The 18,191-nt window shown below is 61.6% G+C and carries 17 protein-coding genes and 1 pseudogene; 11 read left to right on the top strand and 7 right to left on the bottom strand.

The window, feature by feature from the left end; all coding sequences use genetic code 11:
- The 4 genes and pseudogenes from CFE47_RS22325 to CFE47_RS22310 all read right to left on the bottom strand — a co-directional run.
- A pseudogene (locus CFE47_RS22325) lies at nt 1-91 on the bottom strand (beta-hydroxydecanoyl-ACP dehydratase); the annotation flags it as partial.
- A gap of 248 nt (nt 92-339) precedes the next feature.
- The gene (locus tag CFE47_RS22320; protein WP_286840524.1) at nt 340-2,241 is read right to left on the bottom strand and encodes an ATP-binding protein; all 1,902 of its coding nucleotides are present in this window, start codon (nt 2,239-2,241) and stop codon (nt 340-342) included.
- A complete protein-coding gene (locus tag CFE47_RS22315) occupies nt 2,238-3,167 on the bottom strand; it encodes an ABC transporter substrate-binding protein (protein WP_286840522.1) in 930 nt (309 codons plus the stop codon). Before CFE47_RS22315 ends, CFE47_RS22320 begins: the two co-directional genes overlap by 4 nt.
- A 1-nt stretch (nt 3,168) precedes the next feature.
- A complete protein-coding gene (locus tag CFE47_RS22310) occupies nt 3,169-5,289 on the bottom strand; it encodes a TonB-dependent receptor plug domain-containing protein (RefSeq protein WP_353744902.1) in 2,121 nt (706 codons plus the stop codon).
- A gap of 195 nt (nt 5,290-5,484) precedes the next feature.
- Here CFE47_RS22310 and CFE47_RS22305 point away from each other — a divergent pair, with 195 nt between their 5' ends.
- The 9 genes from CFE47_RS22305 to CFE47_RS22265 all read left to right on the top strand — a co-directional run bounded on the left by CFE47_RS22305 (nt 5,485) and on the right by CFE47_RS22265 (nt 13,330).
- Entirely contained in the window at nt 5,485-6,510 is a 1,026-nt protein-coding gene (locus CFE47_RS22305) for an NAD(P)H-dependent glycerol-3-phosphate dehydrogenase (RefSeq protein WP_185708890.1), read from the top strand.
- Between the two features lie 10 nt (nt 6,511-6,520).
- The gene (locus tag CFE47_RS22300; protein WP_135287909.1) at nt 6,521-6,868 is read left to right on the top strand and encodes a DUF4389 domain-containing protein; all 348 of its coding nucleotides are present in this window, start codon (nt 6,521-6,523) and stop codon (nt 6,866-6,868) included.
- Complete coding sequence (gene sixA / locus CFE47_RS22295; protein WP_286840516.1) at nt 6,865-7,314, top strand: phosphohistidine phosphatase SixA; 450 nt, start codon at nt 6,865-6,867, stop codon at nt 7,312-7,314. The genes CFE47_RS22300 and sixA overlap by 4 nt, the downstream gene beginning before the upstream one ends.
- A gap of 85 nt (nt 7,315-7,399) precedes the next feature.
- On the top strand, nt 7,400-9,049 hold the full coding sequence (locus CFE47_RS22290; RefSeq protein WP_286840514.1) for an AMP-binding protein: 1,650 nt from the start codon (nt 7,400-7,402) through the stop codon (nt 9,047-9,049).
- A gap of 30 nt (nt 9,050-9,079) precedes the next feature.
- Complete coding sequence (locus tag CFE47_RS22285) at nt 9,080-9,523, top strand: hotdog fold thioesterase (protein WP_286840512.1); 444 nt, start codon at nt 9,080-9,082, stop codon at nt 9,521-9,523.
- A 97-nt stretch (nt 9,524-9,620) separates the two neighbouring features.
- Nucleotides 9,621-10,424: an alpha/beta fold hydrolase gene (locus CFE47_RS22280; protein WP_185708910.1), complete on the top strand. Its 804-nt coding sequence runs from the start codon at nt 9,621-9,623 to the stop codon at nt 10,422-10,424.
- On the top strand, nt 10,421-11,275 hold the full coding sequence (locus CFE47_RS22275) for an alpha/beta hydrolase (protein WP_286840510.1): 855 nt from the start codon (nt 10,421-10,423) through the stop codon (nt 11,273-11,275). The genes CFE47_RS22280 and CFE47_RS22275 overlap by 4 nt, the downstream gene beginning before the upstream one ends.
- Before the next feature lie 102 nt (nt 11,276-11,377).
- Complete coding sequence (locus CFE47_RS22270; RefSeq protein WP_185708896.1) at nt 11,378-12,196, top strand: DUF4892 domain-containing protein; 819 nt, start codon at nt 11,378-11,380, stop codon at nt 12,194-12,196.
- A 72-nt stretch (nt 12,197-12,268) separates the two neighbouring features.
- Nucleotides 12,269-13,330 (top strand): AI-2E family transporter, encoded by a 1,062-nt coding sequence (locus CFE47_RS22265; RefSeq protein WP_185708897.1) that lies wholly within the window; start codon nt 12,269-12,271, stop codon nt 13,328-13,330.
- A gap of 17 nt (nt 13,331-13,347) precedes the next feature.
- Here the strand turns inward: CFE47_RS22265 and CFE47_RS22260 are convergent, their stop codons facing one another.
- On the bottom strand, nt 13,348-14,385 hold the full coding sequence (locus tag CFE47_RS22260) for a sensor histidine kinase (RefSeq protein ID WP_286840507.1): 1,038 nt from the start codon (nt 14,383-14,385) through the stop codon (nt 13,348-13,350).
- The gene (locus CFE47_RS22255) at nt 14,385-15,149 is read right to left on the bottom strand and encodes a response regulator (RefSeq protein ID WP_286840505.1); all 765 of its coding nucleotides are present in this window, start codon (nt 15,147-15,149) and stop codon (nt 14,385-14,387) included. Before CFE47_RS22255 ends, CFE47_RS22260 begins: the two co-directional genes overlap by 1 nt.
- A 259-nt stretch (nt 15,150-15,408) precedes the next feature.
- Here CFE47_RS22255 and pyrF point away from each other — a divergent pair, with 259 nt between their 5' ends.
- Entirely contained in the window at nt 15,409-16,107 is a 699-nt protein-coding gene (pyrF, locus tag CFE47_RS22250; RefSeq protein WP_095015338.1) for an orotidine-5'-phosphate decarboxylase, read from the top strand.
- Nucleotides 16,108-16,165: 58 nt separating this feature from the next.
- Here the strand turns inward: pyrF and CFE47_RS22245 are convergent, their stop codons facing one another.
- A complete protein-coding gene (locus tag CFE47_RS22245; protein ID WP_286840504.1) occupies nt 16,166-17,173 on the bottom strand; it encodes an NADP-dependent oxidoreductase in 1,008 nt (335 codons plus the stop codon).
- Between the two features lie 230 nt (nt 17,174-17,403).
- Here CFE47_RS22245 and CFE47_RS22240 point away from each other — a divergent pair, with 230 nt between their 5' ends.
- The gene (locus CFE47_RS22240) at nt 17,404-18,165 is read left to right on the top strand and encodes an SDR family oxidoreductase (protein ID WP_185708901.1); all 762 of its coding nucleotides are present in this window, start codon (nt 17,404-17,406) and stop codon (nt 18,163-18,165) included.
- The last annotated feature ends 26 nt before the right edge of the window (nt 18,166-18,191 follow it).

The following is an 18,191-nucleotide window of genomic DNA, read 5'->3' as shown; positions in this document are numbered from 1 at the left end:
GGGCGGGCAGTTGCGCGTTACCTGGGCCGAACAGCTCACCGCGACTGCAGCGCAGCAGGTCTTCCCGAGTAAAGGCGTTTTGTTTGGTCATGCGAGCTCCTCAATAATCCCATGCGGCAGGGTAGGGTAAATCTTCCCGAACCGACTGAAGCGTTACGCCTCATACCGGCAGCCTACACATAGACTATTGCGTTGTAGTGAAAGTCACAGCGGCAAGGCACTGAATGTACACTTGTTCACTGAAATTTTAAACCGGGCCTGTTTATCGGCCCGTTCGGGTGCCTAAGACTGCCGCACTTTCGTCTTTCACGCCAGTCGCAGTTGGCTGATGGCGCGGCGCTACTGTACCCAGCGCTGCAGGATTTTCTGCAAATCGGTGCGTTTGAACGGCTTGGCCAGGTAATCGTTCATTCCCGCTGCGATACAAGCCTCACGGTCGCCCTGCAAGGCATTGGCGGTCAGCGCGATGATCGGCAGGTCGGAGCAGCCCGGCAACTGGCGGATCTGCCGGGTGGCTTCGTAGCCGTCGATCAGCGGCAGGCGGCAGTCCATCAGGATTGCCGTGAAAATCAGGCTCTCGGCGCTGCGAATCGCTTCGGCACCGTCAGTGGCCAGGCTCACTTCGAAGCCCAGGCTGCGCAGCATCGCTTCGACCACAGTACGGTTGACGGGATTGTCTTCCACCAACAACACATGGCGCCCATCGCCCGCACCGTTTTTGCCTTCCGCATCCAGTGCAATCACCGGCGAACTTTGTTGATCGATGGCCAATGGAATTTCCAGGGTAAACACCGAACCACGGCCTTCTTCGCTCTGTGCGCGAAGCGTGCCGCCCATGCGTTCGGCCAGGGTGCGGGCAATGGGCAGGCCCAGGCCGGTACCGCCGTAACGTCTTGAAATGGAACTGTCGGCCTGCTGGAACGCATCGAACATCAGCTCCAGGCGCTCGGCGGAAATGCCAATGCCGCTGTCGCGCACGGTGCAGGTGAACCACACCAGCTCGTGGTCCAGGGTCTGCCACTGCGGTTCGACCGTGACGCTGCCGTGTTCGGTGAATTTGAGCGCATTGCCGATCAGGTTCACCAGGATCTGGCGGATACGTGTCGGATCACCCTGCACGCGCAGCGTGGCCAGCCCGGGTGGGATCGGCAGGTTGAGCGCCAAGCCACGCTGTTGGGCGCTGTGCTGGAAGGCCTGGGCGCAGCTGTTGATCAGGTCCGCGAGGTTGAACGGAATGTGTTCCAGCTCCAGGGCTGCGCGTTCGATGCGCGAGAAGTCGAGAATGTCGTTGATCACTTTGAGCAAATGCTCGGTGGACTCGGAGGCCAGCGCCGCGTATTCGGTCTGCTCCTCAGTCATCTCGGTGGTTTCGAGCAGCTGCAGCATGCCCAGTACGCCGTTCATCGGTGTACGCAGCTCATGGCTCATCATCGCCAGGAAATCCGACTTGGCGTTGTTCGCGCGCTCGGCTTCTTCGCGGGTCTGGATCAACTGGGCCATGGCCTGTTGTTGTTCTCGGCTGGCGTGGTTGAGGCCTTCGGCGAGGTTGTTGATATGCCGCGCCAGGTCGCCTAGTTCCGAGTCGTCCACGATCGGCAGTGGCGTGGTGTAGTCGCCCTGTTGGATCGCCTTCACCGCATTGCCCATGGCGCTGATCGGCTGCGACAGGCTGGCTGCCAGGCGCCGAGCCAGCAAAAAAGTGAACAGCAGGGCGAACAGCGCGAGGATACCGGCCTTGAACAGGATTTCCTGCTGGCGCTGGCTGAACGCATCGTTGGACATGCCGACGATCACGCGGCCCAAATAGTCCGCACGGGGCGCCTTGGGTTCGTTGAGGTTGTCCTGGAAAAAGTCATTGCCCAGCTGGATATGTTGCAGGCGAATTGGCGCCTGGAACACTTTTACCGAGAGCGAACGATCGTGTTTTTCCGACGGCTGCTCGACGTACACCAGGATGTTTTCGCTGCTGTCCTGGATCTCCAGGAAACGCACGTGAGGTGTGGCCAAGGTGGCACGCAGCAGGCTGTCGAGCACATCGTTGTTGCCGGAGATCACCCCGTATTCAGTGGCGGGGGCCAGTTGGTTGGCGATCAGTTGGCCGGTGTGGTCCAGCTCCTGACGCAAATCCTGGATGCGCACGAAGGTGAAGAAGCTGATCAACAGCAACGTCAGCAACAGCGCCGGGCCCAAGGTGATGAGCTGGGTGCGGGTGTTGATATCCCAACGTCGACGCAAGGTCATGGGCGTTTCTCTCCTTCGTCCAATCGGGCGGCGACGCTGGACTCGTCTACCTGTTCGATCCCCAGTGAGCGTGCGACTTGCGGGTTGCCCACGACTTTGAAGTGATCCGGGTACAGCGAGCGTGGCCAAGTTGCTGGTGGGTGGTCCAGCAAACGATTGAGCACGGCCAGCCAGTCGCTCTGGTCGCTGTAGGTGCTGGCCAGGCTACCGGCACGCACAAAGCCCGCATTCGGCCCCACCAGCGGCAGTTGCTGGGCGTAGCTGCTCAATAGCAGGTTCTTTGCGGTCTTCGGGTTGTACAGTTGGGGGTCGTCGAGGCCGAGCAGCACGTCACTGTTCCTGAACAGGGTTTGCAGCGGGCGACTGTCACTGATGTTGTCCCAACGCTGGGGCACGATCTCCAAGGCCATGGGCGTGGCGTACTGGCGCAGTTCGGGCAACAGGAACTCACTCTCGGCCCCGTAAAGCACGCCGATGCGCCGCGCCTGGGGCAGCACGTTGGCGATCAGCCGCAGTTGGCGGTCCAGCGGTGGGTCGCTCCATAGCAAGCTGATGCGCGGGGGCTGTGTGGTGCCCAAGCGTTGGTGGGCTTGTAGCCGGCTGATGCGCAGCACCAGCGTCGGCGGCCCCTGGGTTTCTTGCAAGCGCCAGTCAAGGCCGGGCAGGTCCAGCAGGATCAGCCGCGTGTTGGCCGGTAGCCGACTGGGGGCCGGCAAGTCTTTGAGGGGCTTGAAGGTAACGCGGTCTTCGGGACGTTGCTGGGCAAGGGCTTGTGCAAAGGCTTGCACCCCGTCACCGTCTTCGGCGGCGGTCAGCAGGATCTCGGCGCTCCACGCCGGCGTCGCCAGCAGCAGGCAGGCAAGCAACAGCCCGCGCCGCAACAGCGTGTAGATAAAGAAGAAGGTCATCCGTGACGAGTTGCCCATGTCAGAACTCTAACTCCGCGCTGAAGTAGAGTACGTGGCGGTGGTCATAAACGTTGTCGGCCCAGGTGGTGGGCTGGTTATCGAGGCGTTGTTGCAACATGCCGGCCAGCTCCACGTTGGCGTTGCCCAAGGCAATGCGCTTGGCCACCCGCAGGTCGACCCGTTCGAAGCGATATCTGTTGAGTGCGTCGTCGCCATAGTAGAACAGCGCGCTGGACCAGCCTTGCCCCCATTCACGCAGCCAGCCGGCCGAGCCACTGTTGCGCGCGGTCTGCATTTTGTCCAGCGGATTGCTGGTGGTGGCATCGACGTAAGCATAGGTCAGTCGGAGGCGGTCGGCGTTGCTCAGGCGCCAGTCGAACTGCGACTCGGCCCCGGTAAACCGCGAGCTATTTGCATTGCTGGCGATGTATTGGTTGTTGCGCAAAGGTGAGCTGATCATTTCGGTGATTTCGTCATAGAACAGTTTCACGTCCATGCTCAGCCCAATGTCGGCAAAGAAACCGTTGTAACCCAATTCTCGCGAGCGCATCAGTTCTTTATCGAGGTTGCCAGGGCCCCGCGTCTTTACGAAGTATTGCCCGCTGCTCTGGCCAAAGGCCGGAGAGCTGAGATTGGTGACGCGATAGCTCCAGTTGACGTTGTTCTCGAACATGTCCGGCGAACGGATCGCTTCGGAGTACACCGCACGCAGGCCGTGGCGCGGGTTGATCAAGTAATTGACCGCTACCCGTGGTGTCAGCGAGCTGCCACTCAGGTGCGTGTCTTCAAACATGGCGCCGCCTTGCAGCAGCCAGTGTTCGCTGGCACGCCATTCCAGCTGCCCGAACAGGCGCCAGGTGGTGTCGTCCAGGGTGCCATTGAAATAGGTGTCGGAGTCGGCGCGGTCGTAGCGGTAATTCACACCACTGACCAGCCGCAAGCTGTCGGACAGGCTGAGGGTGTCCTGAACCTCCAGGTCGTAGCGGCTTTCACGGGTGCTTTGGTCGATGTCACCGCAGACGCTCTGGCTGGCGCCATCACGCCATTGATCCAGCACGGTATTGGCCAGCGCTTGCTCAGCCGCGCCGCCGGGTGGTGCGCTGCCTTGGCTGTAGATGTCCATATGCCGGGCCAATCGTTCGGCGTAGTTGGGGTTCAGTTGCCACAATTGGGTCAACTGCGGGCTGAACGAGATCTTGGCGTCGCAGGCTTTCCAGATTTGTCGACGGTCCCACTGTTGGGCGGAACCCTGGATATAGAGGCTGTGATCGGGGTTGAAATCGAAGTTCCAGCGCAGGGAGCCCGCATAGTCCTTGGCAGTGACGTCGGAATTATTACCACCTTCGGTAATCCCGGCGAATACCGGCATGTAGGTATAAGGCCGTTGGTTGGTGCCTTCCTTGGCATCCAGCTGCCAATCGATGCTTTGCTGCGCATTCAGGGTTTGGCTCACTGCCAGGCTGAAGCGGTTGAGGCGGCGGCTGTCACGACGGTCGGCACCGGCGGCGTCGCTGTCGAAGCCATCGTCTTGCTGGCCTGAGAGAGACAAACGCAGATCGCCGGTTTCCCAGCCTACGCCCTGGCTGGCATAGAAGTCGTTGATGCCACGTTCGCCACGCACCACCTTCACCCGCGTACCGTGGCTGTTGGCTGGCGAGCGTGTAAGGATGTTGACCACCGCCATCAAGGCATTCGCGCCGTAGCTAACGGTGTTGGGGCCGCGGAACACCTCGATGCGCTCGATATCTTCCATGGCGACCGGGATGTCGCTCCAGTCCACGGTGGCCAGGCCAGCGCGGTACACCGAGCGGCCGTCGATCAACACCTGCATGCGTCGTGCATCGCTGGCGCTGGTGCCGTGGTAGTTCACCGCCGCCTGGTTGCCGGTGGTGTAGCCGACCATCATGCCGGGCACCAGGCGCAGCAGTTCACTGATGTCTCGCGCGCCGCTGGCCTTGATCAGTTCGCTGTCGATCACGGTCATGCTGCCAGGGACAGCGGCGGCCGATTGCTTGAGGCGCGTGGCGGTCAAAACCTGGGGCAGCGGCTGGTTGTCGAGAAACAGATCGTCGGCCAGCGCGGGTGCGCTGCACATCAACATCAACCACAGGGATGAACGGGGAGGAGGGCCCAAATACACGGCACGGCCTTGATAATTGCGGATAGCCGCCCATGTTAACTGAGGTGGTGTCTTTTGCCAGTCGCAGGACTTGCATTTACATCACACAAATGTGGCATTTTCCGACAAGCGTGTGAATTGACACGGGGGCTGGCCGCAAGCGGGTCGCCCCGTATAATGCCGCCATCGCCACTGGTATGGATTAACGGATTGCATATGACTGAACAGCGCCCTATTGCGGTCCTGGGAGGCGGAAGTTTTGGTACCGCCGTGGCTAACCTGCTGGCCGAAAACGGCCATTCAGTGCGCCAGTGGATGCGTGATCCCGAGCAGGCCGAGGCCATTCGCGTGCACCGCGAGAATCCGCGTTACCTCAAAGGCATCAAGATTCACCCGGCGGTCGAACCCGTGACGGACCTGCTGGCCACCCTGAACGACTGCGACCTGAGTTTTGTCGCGTTGCCCTCCAGTGCCTTGCGCTCGGTGCTGGCACCCCATGCCGACCTTTTGGCCGGCAAGCTGCTGGTCAGCCTGACCAAGGGCATCGAGGCGCAGACCTTCAAGTTGATGAGTGAAATCCTTGAAGAGATCGCTCCACAAGCGCGGATTGGCGTGTTGTCCGGGCCGAACCTGGCGCGGGAAGTCGCCGAGCACGCATTGACCGCCACCGTGGTCGCCAGTGAAGACGAAGCGCTGTGTGAGCGTGTGCAAGCGGTGCTGCATGGCCGCACGTTCCGCGTGTATGCCAGCAACGATCGCTTCGGCGTCGAACTGGGCGGCGCATTGAAAAACGTCTACGCCATCATCGCTGGCATGGCAGTCGCGCTGGGCATGGGCGAAAACACCAAAAGCATGTTGATCACCCGCGCCTTGGCCGAGATGACGCGTTTTGCGGTGAACCAGGGTGCCAACCCGATGACCTTCCTCGGCCTCGCGGGCGTGGGCGATTTGATCGTGACGTGCTCGTCGCCGAAAAGCCGCAATTACCAGGTCGGTTTTGCACTGGGCCAGGGCTTGAGCCTGGAAGACGCCGTCACGCGGCTGGGCGAAGTGGCCGAAGGGGTCAACACCCTAAAGGTGCTGAAAGCCAAGGCCCAAGAGGTCGGTGTGTATATGCCGCTGGTCGCTGGGCTGCACGCGATCCTGTTTGAAGGGCGCACCTTGAACCAGGTCATCGAGTTGTTGATGCGGGCCGAGCCGAAAACCGATGTCGACTTTATTTCCACCAGTGGTTTCAACTGAGGAACGCGCCATGAATGATCCAAAAGCAGCCCCCAAGTACGAATCCATTGTCTTGCGCATCCTCTGGATGCTGGTCTTTGCCCTGGTGTGGCAGGTGGCGCAGTTCCTGCTCGGCGCCTTGGTGATCGTGCAATTGATCTACCGCCTGGTGTACAGCGCGCCGAACCTGGGCCTGATGAACTTTGGCGACAGCCTCAGCCAGTTCCTTGCGCAGATCGGTCGCTTTGGCAGCTTCCACACCGAACAAAAGCCGTGGCCATTCGCTGATTGGCCAACCCCCCGTGCGCCGGAGGGCGAGGCCGCCCACAGCGTGCCGCCAGCGCCGCACCCAGCGCGTGATGAAGAGCCGAAACTGTGAAGCTTTGGATTTTGCGCCACGGTGAGGCCGAAGGGCATGCGCGCACTGATGCCGAGCGCAACCTTACCGAACATGGCCGTGGCGAAGTGTTGCGCAGTGCTGCGCACCTGATCGGCCAGCCCCTCAGTGCAATCATCGCCAGCCCGTATGTGCGTGCGCAGCAAACCGCACACTTGGTGCGCGATGCACTGGGTTTCGAGCCGCAGATTCGCACCGTGCCGTGGCTGACGCCTGAGGGCAACCCGTCGCAGGTGCTTGATAAGCTCGACACGGATGACAATGTGCTGCTGGTCAGCCATCAACCGTTGGTCGGCAGCCTGATCAGCTTTTTGCAACACGGTCACCCGCGTCAGCCGCAGCCGATGCACACCGCCAGCCTGGCGGAACTGGAAGGGGATTTCCCGCTGGCGGGGCTGATGAGCCTGGTCAGTGTGAAGCATCCGTAGGCTTTATCGCTGCTTTGTGTGTGCTATATAGTCAGCCAAGCAAGTGCTTGGTTGGCTATTGTCGGACCACAAAGGAGCGTGTCCCATGCCCGTTGCTTTTCGTTTGCCGTTGCAGGTCTTCTTCGAACGTGAAGCGCGACATCCGCGCCAAACCTTTCTGGTCCAGCCCGTGGGCGATGGCGAGGTGCAAACCCTAACTTGGGGCGAAGTGGGCCATCAGGCCCGATGCGCAGCGCATTGGCTACGCGCCCGGGAGCTGCCCCAGGGTTCGCATATTGCGTTGATTTCAAAGAATTGCGCGCACTGGATCATTGCCGACCTGGCGATCTGGATGGCCGGGCATGTGTCCGTACCGCTGTACCCCAACCTCACCGCCGACTCCGTCGCCCATGTGCTCAGCCATTCCGAGGCTGCGCTGGCGTTTATCGGCAAGCTCGACGACTGGCCCGCCATGGCACCTGGCGTGCCGGTGGGGGTGCCGACCATCAGCCTGCCGCTGTGCCCGCTCGGCGACTTCGACTTCCGCTGGGCCGACCTGCAGGCGTGCTCGCCGATCCAGGACGAACCCACGCCTGCACCGTCGGACCTTGCCACCATTATCTACACCTCCGGTACTACCGGCCTGCCCAAGGGCGTGATGCATAGCTTCGGCGCGCTGGGCTTTGCCGCCACCCGTGGCACCGAGTTGTTTGGGCTGGGGGAGGGGGACCGGCTGCTGTCGTACCTGCCGTTGTGTCATGTGGCGGAGCGGATGTTTGTGGAAATGGCCTCGATCTACACCGGGCAAACGGTGTTTTTCGCGCAAAGCCTCGATACCTTTCTGGCAGACCTGCGTAGGGCGCGTCCCACCGCATTGTTTGGCGTGCCGCGAATCTGGACCAAGTTCCAGATGGGCGTCTACGCCAAGATCCCGGAAAAACGCTTGGACACCCTGTTGCGCCTACCCTTCATCGGCAAGCGTGTGGGCCACAAGGTGCTTGCCGGGCTGGGCCTGGACGCGCTACGTATCGCGTTGTCTGGTGCTGCGCCCGTGCCTGAGGCTTTACTGCGCTGGTATCAACGCCTGGGCCTGGATGTGCTGGAGGTGTATGGCATGACCGAGAGCTGTGGCTACTCCCATGTGTGTCGCCCCGGCCAGCAGACCCTAGGCTGGATAGGCTTGCCATGCCCCGGCGTTGAAGTGCGTATCGACCCCTTGGGCGAGGTGCAGGTACGCAGCGGTGCGACCATGCTCGGCTACTTCAAGGACCCGCAAAAAACCGCCGAAACCATCACCGCCGATGGCTTCCTGCGTACCGGTGACAAGGGCGAACAGGACGCAGACGGTCGCTTGCGCCTGACCGGTCGACTCAAGGAAATCTTCAAGACCAGCAAGGGCAAGTACGTGGCCCCCGCGCCGATTGAAAATCGCCTGGCCGAACATGCGCGCATCGAGCAGGTGTGCGTAGTGGGTGATGGCCTCAGCGCGCCGATCGGTTTGTGTGTGTTGTCGGCGGCAGACGAAGCCCCGCAAGCGCTGCGCGCCAGCCTTGAACGCTGGCTGGAGCAGGTCAACCAAGCGCTGGATAAACATGAGCGCTTGCGCCAACTGGTGGTGGTCAAGGATAGCTGGGCGGTGGAAAACGGTTTCCTGACGCCGACCTTGAAGATCAAGCGCAACGTGATCGAGTCGACTTACGGCGCACACTTTCAAGCCTGGAGTGAACGCTCTGAATCTGTTCTGTGGCAGGATTAATCTCATCATAAAACCAACAAGGACACCTTCATGGGCCTGTGGCGCACGCAACCTAATATCGAACAGCTCAATGCGATCCAGAAAAACACCATCGGTGAGCTGCTGGACATTCGCTTTGAAAGCTTTGACGAAGAGTCCCTGACCGCCAGCATCGTGGTCGACCATCGCACCCATCAACCCTACGGCCTGTTGCACGGCGGCGCGTCGGTGGTGCTGGCCGAGAGTGTGGGCTCGATGGCGGCGTATCTGTGCATCGACCCCAGCAAGTTCTATTGCGTGGGCCTGGAGGTCAACGCCAACCACCTGCGCGGTGTGCGCAGCGGGCGGGTGACAGCGGTGGCGCGGGCGATCCATATCGGCCGCACCACCCAAGTCTGGGATATCCGCCTGACCACGGAAGATGGCAAGGCCAGCTGCGTTTCGCGCCTGACCATGGCCGTGGTGCCGCTGGGCGAGAACCCGCCGGCGCGATAGGCGTGGCGTGAGTGTCATCATTCCTGGCAGTTACAGTCATTGCTGTGCTGCCCAGGCATAGGGACAATCGATGTCTGTTCTTGTAGATAGGTCCGGTATGTCGCAGCACGTGTTTTTCGCCCATGCCAATGGGTTTCCCTCGGCCACCTACGGCAAGCTGTTTGCCGCACTGTCCCCTGAGTACGCGGTGGCGCATTTGCCACAGCACGGTCACGACCCCAGGTTTCCGGTGGACGATAACTGGCAGAACCTGGTGGATGAACTGATCCACCATTTGGAACTGCAACCGGAACCGGTGTGGGGCGTGGGCCATTCCCTGGGCGGGGTGTTGCATCTGCACGCGGCCATGCGCTGCCCGCAGTTGTATCGCGGGGTGGTGATGCTCGACTCGCCGGTGCTGACCCGCGCCGATCGCTGGGTGATCCGTGCAGCCAAGCGTTTTGGTTTTATCGACCGGCTGACACCTGCTGGGCGTACTTTGGGCCGTCGTGAAGAGTTCAGCGACCTGGAAGCAGCGCGCAGCTACTTCGCTGGCAAGACGCTGTTTCGTGGTTTTGACCCCGAATGCTTCGACGCTTACCTGCAACATGGCCTGCTGCAAGTCGGCGACCGCCTGCGCCTGCGCTTCGACCCGGCCACCGAAATCAGCATCTACCGTGGCGTGCCCCACACCAGCCCTGGCCAGGTGCGCCAATTGAAGGTGCCGCTGGCGGTGGTGCGCGGTCGCCAGAGCCGCGTAGTGATGCGTCACCATGCCAGCGGTGTGGACCGCCTGCCCATGGGCGAGATGCTGACCATGCCCGGCGGGCATATGTTTCCGCTTGAACGCCCCCAGGACACCGCGACCTTGATCAAGCACCTGTTCGCCCGCTGGGAAGCCCGCGAGCGCAACTGCGCATGAGCACGCCGGTCGAGGAAGTGCGCCTGAGCCTGCCGCACATTGAGTTGGCAGCTCACTTGTTTGGCCCCGAGGACGGTTTGCCCGTGATCGCCCTGCATGGCTGGCTCGACAACGCCAACAGCTTTGCGCGGCTGGCGCCTAGGCTGGCGGGTTTGCGTATTGTAGCCTTGGACATGGCGGGGCATGGGCATTCGGCGCATCGTCCTACAGGCGCCGGTTATGCCTTGTGGGATTACGTCTATGACGTGTTGCAGGTCGCCGAACAACTGGGCTGGAAACGTTTTGCATTACTTGGCCATTCCCTCGGCGCCATCGTGTCCCTGGTGTTGGCCGGCGCGTTACCGGAGCGAGTCACGCACCTGGGTTTGATCGACGGCGTTATCCCACCGACCGCCAGTGGCGAGAACGCTGCCGAGCGGTTGGGCATGGCGCTGCAGGCGCAATTGAACCTGCAGGACAAGCGCAAACCCGTCTACAGCACCCTGGATCGTGCCGTCGAGGCACGGATGAAAGGCGTGGTGGCGGTCAGTCGTGAAGCTGCCGAACTGCTGGCCCAGCGCGGTTTGATGCCTGTACCGGGCGGTTACACCTGGCGTACCGACAGCCGGCTGACCCTGGCTTCGCCGATGCGTCTGACAGACGAACAGGCCATGGCTTTCGTGCGGCGAGTGGCTTGCCCTACGCAGTTGGTGGTTGCTGCTGACGGCATGTTGGCGAAACATCCCGAATTGCTTTCCCAGCTACCCTTTACCGTGACCACGTTACCTGGCGGCCATCATTTACACCTGAATGACGAGCCCGGTGCGCTCCTTGTTGCAGACTGTTTCAATCGGTTCTTCTCCGTGCCTTGACTTGGGGCGGTCAACTGCCGAGGCTGGGCGGATTGAAAGGGAGTCAACCATGAATAAAGTCAGTACCGCTGCGACCTCCGATGGCCAGGGCGCGTTGATCCGATGAGCGTGCCTAACGGATGTTTCCGTATCCTGGGCTTGAGCCTTCTCAGCCCATTGGTGTTCGCCGCCGACGTGCCGGGCAGCCAGGACCTGCCCACCGTGACCCGCCAGGTCGACGCACAAATTGTCGATTACCGCCCCGCCGAAGAAAAAGAACGCATCTACCCCATGGGCGCGATTCGCAAGATCAGCGGCCAGTTGCGCTACGAAGGTCAAGCCACTGCACGTGGCCAAGCCACGGCGATCACCTATGAACTCCCTCCCGAACACAGCTCCAGCGCAGCCTTCACTGCGACGCGTGAAGCGTTGCAGGCCAAGGGCGCACAATTGCTGTTCTGGTGCCAGGCACGTGACTGCGGGGAAAGCAGCCTGTGGGCCAATGAGGTGTTCGGCAACGCCAAGCTGGTGGGTGCCGATGGCCAGCAGGAATACCTGCTGTTACGCCTGGCCGCTCCGCAGGACAACTCCTTGGTGGCGCTGTACGGCATCACCCGTGGCAACCGTCGCGCCTATTTGCATGTAGAACAACTGGATGCCAGCGCTCCGCTGGGCGATCTGCTGCCCACCTCCGCGACCTTGCTGCGCGAACTGAAAAGCACGGGCGAGCTGGATTTCCCGACGTTAGGCACCGAGCCTGATGCCACCTGGCTGACCCTGATATCACGCGGGCTGAACCTCGACGCCACCTTGCGCGTCAGTTTGACCGGGCCGACCGCCGAAGCGTGGCGCCAGGGCCTGATCGACAGCGGTGTGCGCGCTGCACGGATGGAAACCGGCACAGGTGATGCAAAGGGCCTGCACCTGCATCTGATACGCTAAGCATCACAAGGCGAACGGACCCGCGCCGTTCGCCTAAGCTGTCTTCCTACCGTCTTCTTCTAGAGAAACCCCATGCTCAATAACGATCGCCTGCTGGTGCAAATCCTGCTGCTGGTGCTGTTTGGTGCCAGCTTCTGGGTGATGGCGCCGTTCTGGTCGGCGCTGTTCTGGGGCGCGGTGCTGGCGTTTGCCAGTTGGCCGCTGATGCGCCTGCTCACTCGCTGGCTGGGTGGCCGTGAATCCCTGGCGGCCGGCATCCTCACGTTAGGTTGGATGTTGTTGGTGGCGGTGCCTTTGGTGTGGCTGGGGTTCAACCTGGCGGACCATGTGCGTGACGCCGTCGGCCTGATCAAGGATATCCAGGTTGATGGCTTGCCCGAGGCGCCCACGTGGTTGGGCTCCATTCCATTTGTCGGCGAGCGCCTGGTCGGGATGTGGAACAGCATCGACCAACAGGGCGCGGCCCTGATGGTCACGCTCAAACCCTACCTGGGCCAGGTGGGCAACTGGCTGCTGGCCCGGAGCGCGCAGATCGGCGGCGGCATCCTTGAATTGACCTTGAGCCTGGTGTTCGTGTTCTTTTTCTACCGCGATGGGCCACGCCTGGCGATGTTTGTACACCGATTGCTGGAGCGTCTGATCGGTGAGCGTGCCGGCTATTACATCGAGCTGGTGGCGGGCACCGTGCAACGCGTGGTCAACGGCGTGATCGGTACCGCCGCCGCCCAGGCGCTGTTGGCGTTGATCGGCTTCCTGATCGCCGGCGTGCCGGGCGCGCTGGTGTTGGGCATCGTGACCTTCCTGCTCAGCCTGATTCCCATGGGCCCGCCGCTGGTGTGGATCCCGGCCACGGCCTGGCTGGCGTGGAAGGGCGACTACACCTATGCAGTGTTCCTTGGCATATGGGGCACGTTCATCATCAGTGGCGTGGACAACGTGCTCAAGCCGTACTTGATCAGCCGTGGCGGTAACTTGCCGCTGGTGATTGTGTTGCTCGGGGTGTTTGGTGGGTTGATCGCCTTCGGCTTTATCGGCCTGTTTATCGGCCCGACGTTGTTGGCGGTGGCGTACAGCCTGCTGATGGACTGGAGCGCGACCCAAGCCCAAGGCCGCCGGGAAGATAAATCGATCTAACTGATTGATGGAGACCATTAGGCCCTGGGCAGCCACATCACTGCAGTCAAACCGCCGCCTGGGGTTTCCTCCAGGCTCAGGCGACCGCCAAGGCGCTCCACCGCCTCCTTGGAAATCGTCATGCCCAGCCCCACGCCGCCGGAATTACGGTTGCGTGAGCCTTCCAACCGATAGAACGGCTCGAACACCGCCTCGCGTTTGTCGGCAGCAATGCCTGGCCCGTGGTCGATCACACGAATCACCAGCGCTTCGCGGCTGTCTTCCAATTCCACCTGCGCCGTACCGGCATAGCGCAACGCGTTGTCGATCAGGTTGTTGAGGCACGAACGCAAGGCCATCGGTTGCACCTGCAGCGGTGCGCAGGTGCCGGAAAATTGCACGTCGGAGCCTTGGTCCTGGGCGTTTTCACTCATGGACTCCACCAAGGCCTGCACGTCCAACAAATGCCGGGTTTCGCTGGTGCGCTGTTCATGCAGGTAGCTCAGGGTGGCGTCGAGCATGCCGATCATGTCGTTCAGGTCCTGACGCATCTGCCCCTGCAACTTGGTGTCTTCGATCTGTTCCAGGCGCAGCTTGAGGCGTGACAGCGGGGTGCGCAGGTCGTGGGAGACGGCGCCCAACATGCGCGCACGTTGGCTGACTTGCTCACGGATTCGGCGCTGCATCAGGTTGAAGGTATACGCCGCCTGGCGTGCCTCGCGGGGGCCGGTTTCTTCCAGCGGCGAGCTGTCGAGGTCCAGGCTGAGGCGTTCTGCAGCATCGCTCAGGCGCTGGATCGGCCGGCTCAACAGCTTGGCGCCATACCAGGCAGCGATGATCAGCGAGATGAACTGGAATGTCAGCGGCACCACCGGGCCACCAAACCAGGGCCGATGGTGCTCCTTGTTCAGCGGCTTCATGGTGCCGTCAGGTTGCTCGACAAACGTTTCCTGAGGCGGCGGTGGCGGGGGGCCGTAATGGCGGAACCACGCGATGGCCAGCACATGGGCCAGGATGATCGCCACCAGCAACACACCGAACAGCCGACCGAACAGCGTGTTGAAGGGGGCTCGCATCAACCGATATCTCGGGCGTCGAACAAGTAGCCTTCACCGCGCACGGTCTTGATCAACTGCGGTGCCTTGGGGTCATCCCCCAGTTTTTGCCGCAGGCGCGAGACCAGCAAGTCGATGCTGCGGTCGAACGCTTCGATGGAGCGCCCGCGGGCCGCATCCAGCAGTTGTTCACGGCTCAATACCCGGCGAGGGCGTTCGATAAACACCCACAACAGGCGGAATTCGGCGTTGGACAGCGGCACTACCAGGCCATCATCGGCCACCAGTTGGCGCAGGACGCTGTTCAGACGCCAGTTATCGAAGCGAATATTGGCGCGTTGTTCGGTGCGATCATCACGCACACGACGCAGGATGGTCTGGATCCGCGCGACCAGCTCTCGCGGTTCGAAGGGCTTGGACATGTAGTCGTCGGCACCCAATTCCAGCCCGATGATGCGGTCGGTGGGTTCGCAGCGGGCGGTGAGCATCAGGATCGGGATGTCCGACTCCGCGCGCAGCCAGCGGCACAGTGACAAGCCGTCTTCGCCCGGCAGCATCAGGTCGAGCACCACCACGTCGAAGGTCTCGGCTTGCATGGCCTGGCGCATTGCGGCACCGTCGGTCACGCCGGTGGCGAGAATATTGAACCGTGCCAGGTAGTCGATCAGCAGTTCGCGGATCGGCACATCGTCATCGACGATCAACGCACGGGTATTCCAGCGCTTTTCGTCGGCGATCACTGCGCCTTTTTGCTCTTCGTGTACAGAGACGGTAGGGGTATGCATAGTGCGATCTTCTGCCCTGTTGTTGCGGTCAGCATAGACGGCCAGCCCCATGGCTGGTAGTGCTGGACGGTGGGTCGTGCGAGCGAGGCTAGCCGTGGGGCGTGTTGGGGGCATGTCGTGAATGTATCAGCTTTGAAATAATTGGCTGAAATGCCCGCCCAAAGGCGCTTGGTCAGTATTTACCGATCATCGGATCCCGCAACGGCGCCGCTTGCGCTACAATCCGCGCCGATTTCGACTTGCCTGAGAGCCCATTCCAATGTCCGTCTGCCAGACTCCTATCATCGTCGCCCTGGATTACCCCACTCGTGACGCCGCACTGAAGCTGGCTGACCAGTTGGACCCGAAGCTGTGTCGGGTCAAGGTCGGCAAAGAACTCTTCACCAGTTGCGCTGCAGAAATTGTCGGCACTTTGCGTGACAAAGGTTTCGAAGTGTTCCTCGACCTTAAATTCCACGATATTCCCAACACCACCGCCATGGCGGTGAAGGCCGCCGCCGAAATGGGCGTGTGGATGGTCAACGTGCACTGCTCCGGCGGTCTGCGCATGATGAGCGCCTGCCGCGAAGTGCTGGAACAGCGTAGCGGCCCCAAGCCCCTGTTGATCGGCGTGACCGTGTTGACCAGCATGGAGCGTGAAGACCTGGCCGGTATCGGCCTGGACATCGAGCCACAGGAGCAAGTGCTGCGCCTGGCGGCCCTGGCGCAGAAAGCCGGCCTCGATGGCCTGGTGTGTTCGGCGCTGGAAGCCCAGGCCTTGAAGGCGGCCCACCCGTCGCTGCAACTGGTGACTCCCGGCATTCGCCCTGCTGGCAGCGCCCAGGATGACCAGCGCCGTATCCTGACCCCGCGTCAGGCATTGGATGCGGGCTCGGACTACCTGGTGATTGGCCGTCCGATCAGCCAGGCGGCAGATCCGGCGAAGGCGTTGGCGGCAGTGGTTGCCGAGATAGCCTAACTTTCAGCGGTCTAAAATGTGGGGGCGGGCTTGCTCCCACATTTTTGTCCAAGGTGTGTCAGCTGATTTTCAACACCAACTTCCCAAAGTTCTCCCCGTTGAACAGCTTCATCAACGTCTCCGGGAACGTCTCCAGCCCCTCCACGATATCTTCCTTGCTCTTGAGCTTGCCCTGCGCCATCCAGCCGCCCATCTCCTGCCCGGCAGCGGCGAAGTTGGCGGCGTGATCCATCACCACAAAACCTTCCATGCGCGCGCGGTTGACCAGCAGTGACAAGTAGTTGGCCGGGCCTTTCACCGCTTCCTTGTTGTTGTACTGGCTGATGGCTCCGCAAATCACCACCCGTGCTTTCAGTGCCAGGCGGCTGAGTACGGCGTCGAGAATATCGCCGCCGACGTTATCGAAATACACATCCACCCCTTTAGGGCACTCGCGCTTGAGGGCGGCGGGCACGTCTTCGTTTTTGTAGTCGATGGCCGCGTCAAAGCCCAGTTCATCGACCAGGAACTTGCACTTGTCGGCGCCGCCCGCGATGCCCACCACGCGACAGCCTTTGATCTTGGCGATTTGCCCGGCAATGCTGCCCACCGCACCGGCCGCGCCGGAGATCACCACGGTCTCACCGGCCTTCGGTGCACCGGTGTCCAGCAGGGCAAAGTAGGCCGTCATGCCGGTCATGCCCAGGGCGGACAAATAACGTGGCAGCGGCGCCAGTTTCGGATCGACTTTATAGAAACCTCGCGGCTCGCCAAGGAAGTAATCCTGCACGCCCAGTGCGCCATTCACGTAGTCGCCGACAGCGAATTTCGGGTTGTTCGAGGCAATCACCTGGCCTACACCGAGTGCGCGCATCACTTCGCCGATACCGACCGGGGGAATGTAGGATTTGCCCTCATTCATCCAGCCACGCATGGCGGGGTCGAGGGACAGGTATTCGTTGCGCACCAGCACCTGCCCGTCCTGGGCTGTGCCGACCGGCACTTCCTGGTAGGTGAAGGTTTCCCGCGTGGCCGCGCCGACCGGGCGTTTGGCAAGCAGAAATTGGCGGTTGGTCTGGGCGGTCATGGCAGGGACTCTTCTGGAAATGAACCTAGAGTGATAGACCCTGAACGGCCTGGGAGCAAGGTCTACCGGGGGGCGCGAATGCTCCTCGATAGGTGTTGTTGATAGTCGGTCAGTCAGCTTTATCACTGTGACTCATGCAGTGAAAACCGGCCCTCTGATAGTGCTGACGTGCCAGTGGAGGCGTTGGCTAAACTCGGTACACCGTAACTTTTCCCACAGGATATCCCTCCATGAGCATGACGTTTTCCGGCCAGGTCGCCCTGGTGACTGGCGCCGCCGCCGGTATTGGCCGCGCCACCGCGTTGGCGTTCGCCGCCGAAGGCTTGAAGGTAGTGGTCGCCGACCTGGATGCGGCGGGCGGTGAGGGTACCGTAGCGCTGATCCAGCAGGCCGGAGGTGAAGCCCTGTTTGTACGCTGCAACGTCACCCTGGAAGCGGATGTGCAGCAACTGATGGCGCAGACCCTCAGCGCGTACGGTCGCCTCGATTATGCCTTCAACAACGCCGGGATCGAGATTGAGAAGGGCAAGCTGGCGGACGGCAGCCTCGACGAGTTCGACGCCATCATGGGCGTCAATGTCAAAGGTGTTTGGCTGTGTATGAAGCACCAATTGCCGCTGCTGCTGGCCCAGGGCGGTGGGGCGATCGTCAATACCGCCTCGGTAGCAGGGCTGGGGGCGGCGCCGAAGATGAGCATTTACGCAGCGTCCAAGCATGCGGTGATCGGCTTGACCAAGTCGGCAGCCATCGAGTACGCGAAGAAGAAAATCCGCGTCAACGCTGTGTGCCCGGCAGTGATCGATACCGATATGTTCCGGCGTGCCTATGAAGCCGACCCGCGCAAGGCGGAATTTGCCGCTGCCATGCACCCGGTGGGGCGCATTGGCAAAGTCGAGGAAATCGCCAGCGCGGTGCTGTACCTGTGCAGCGACGGGGCGGCGTTCACCACTGGCCAGGCGTTGGCTGTGGACGGCGGCGCCACGGCTATCTAGGATCTCGCGTCGCCCCCTATTCGAAA

This window comes from Pseudomonas sp. PGPPP1, assembly GCF_002255865.1.
GTDB classification, from domain to species: domain Bacteria; phylum Pseudomonadota; class Gammaproteobacteria; order Pseudomonadales; family Pseudomonadaceae; genus Aquipseudomonas; species Aquipseudomonas cremoris.
The sequence above is the reverse complement of the archived record's forward strand: the minus strand, read 5'-3'. Positions and strand labels throughout refer to the sequence as shown.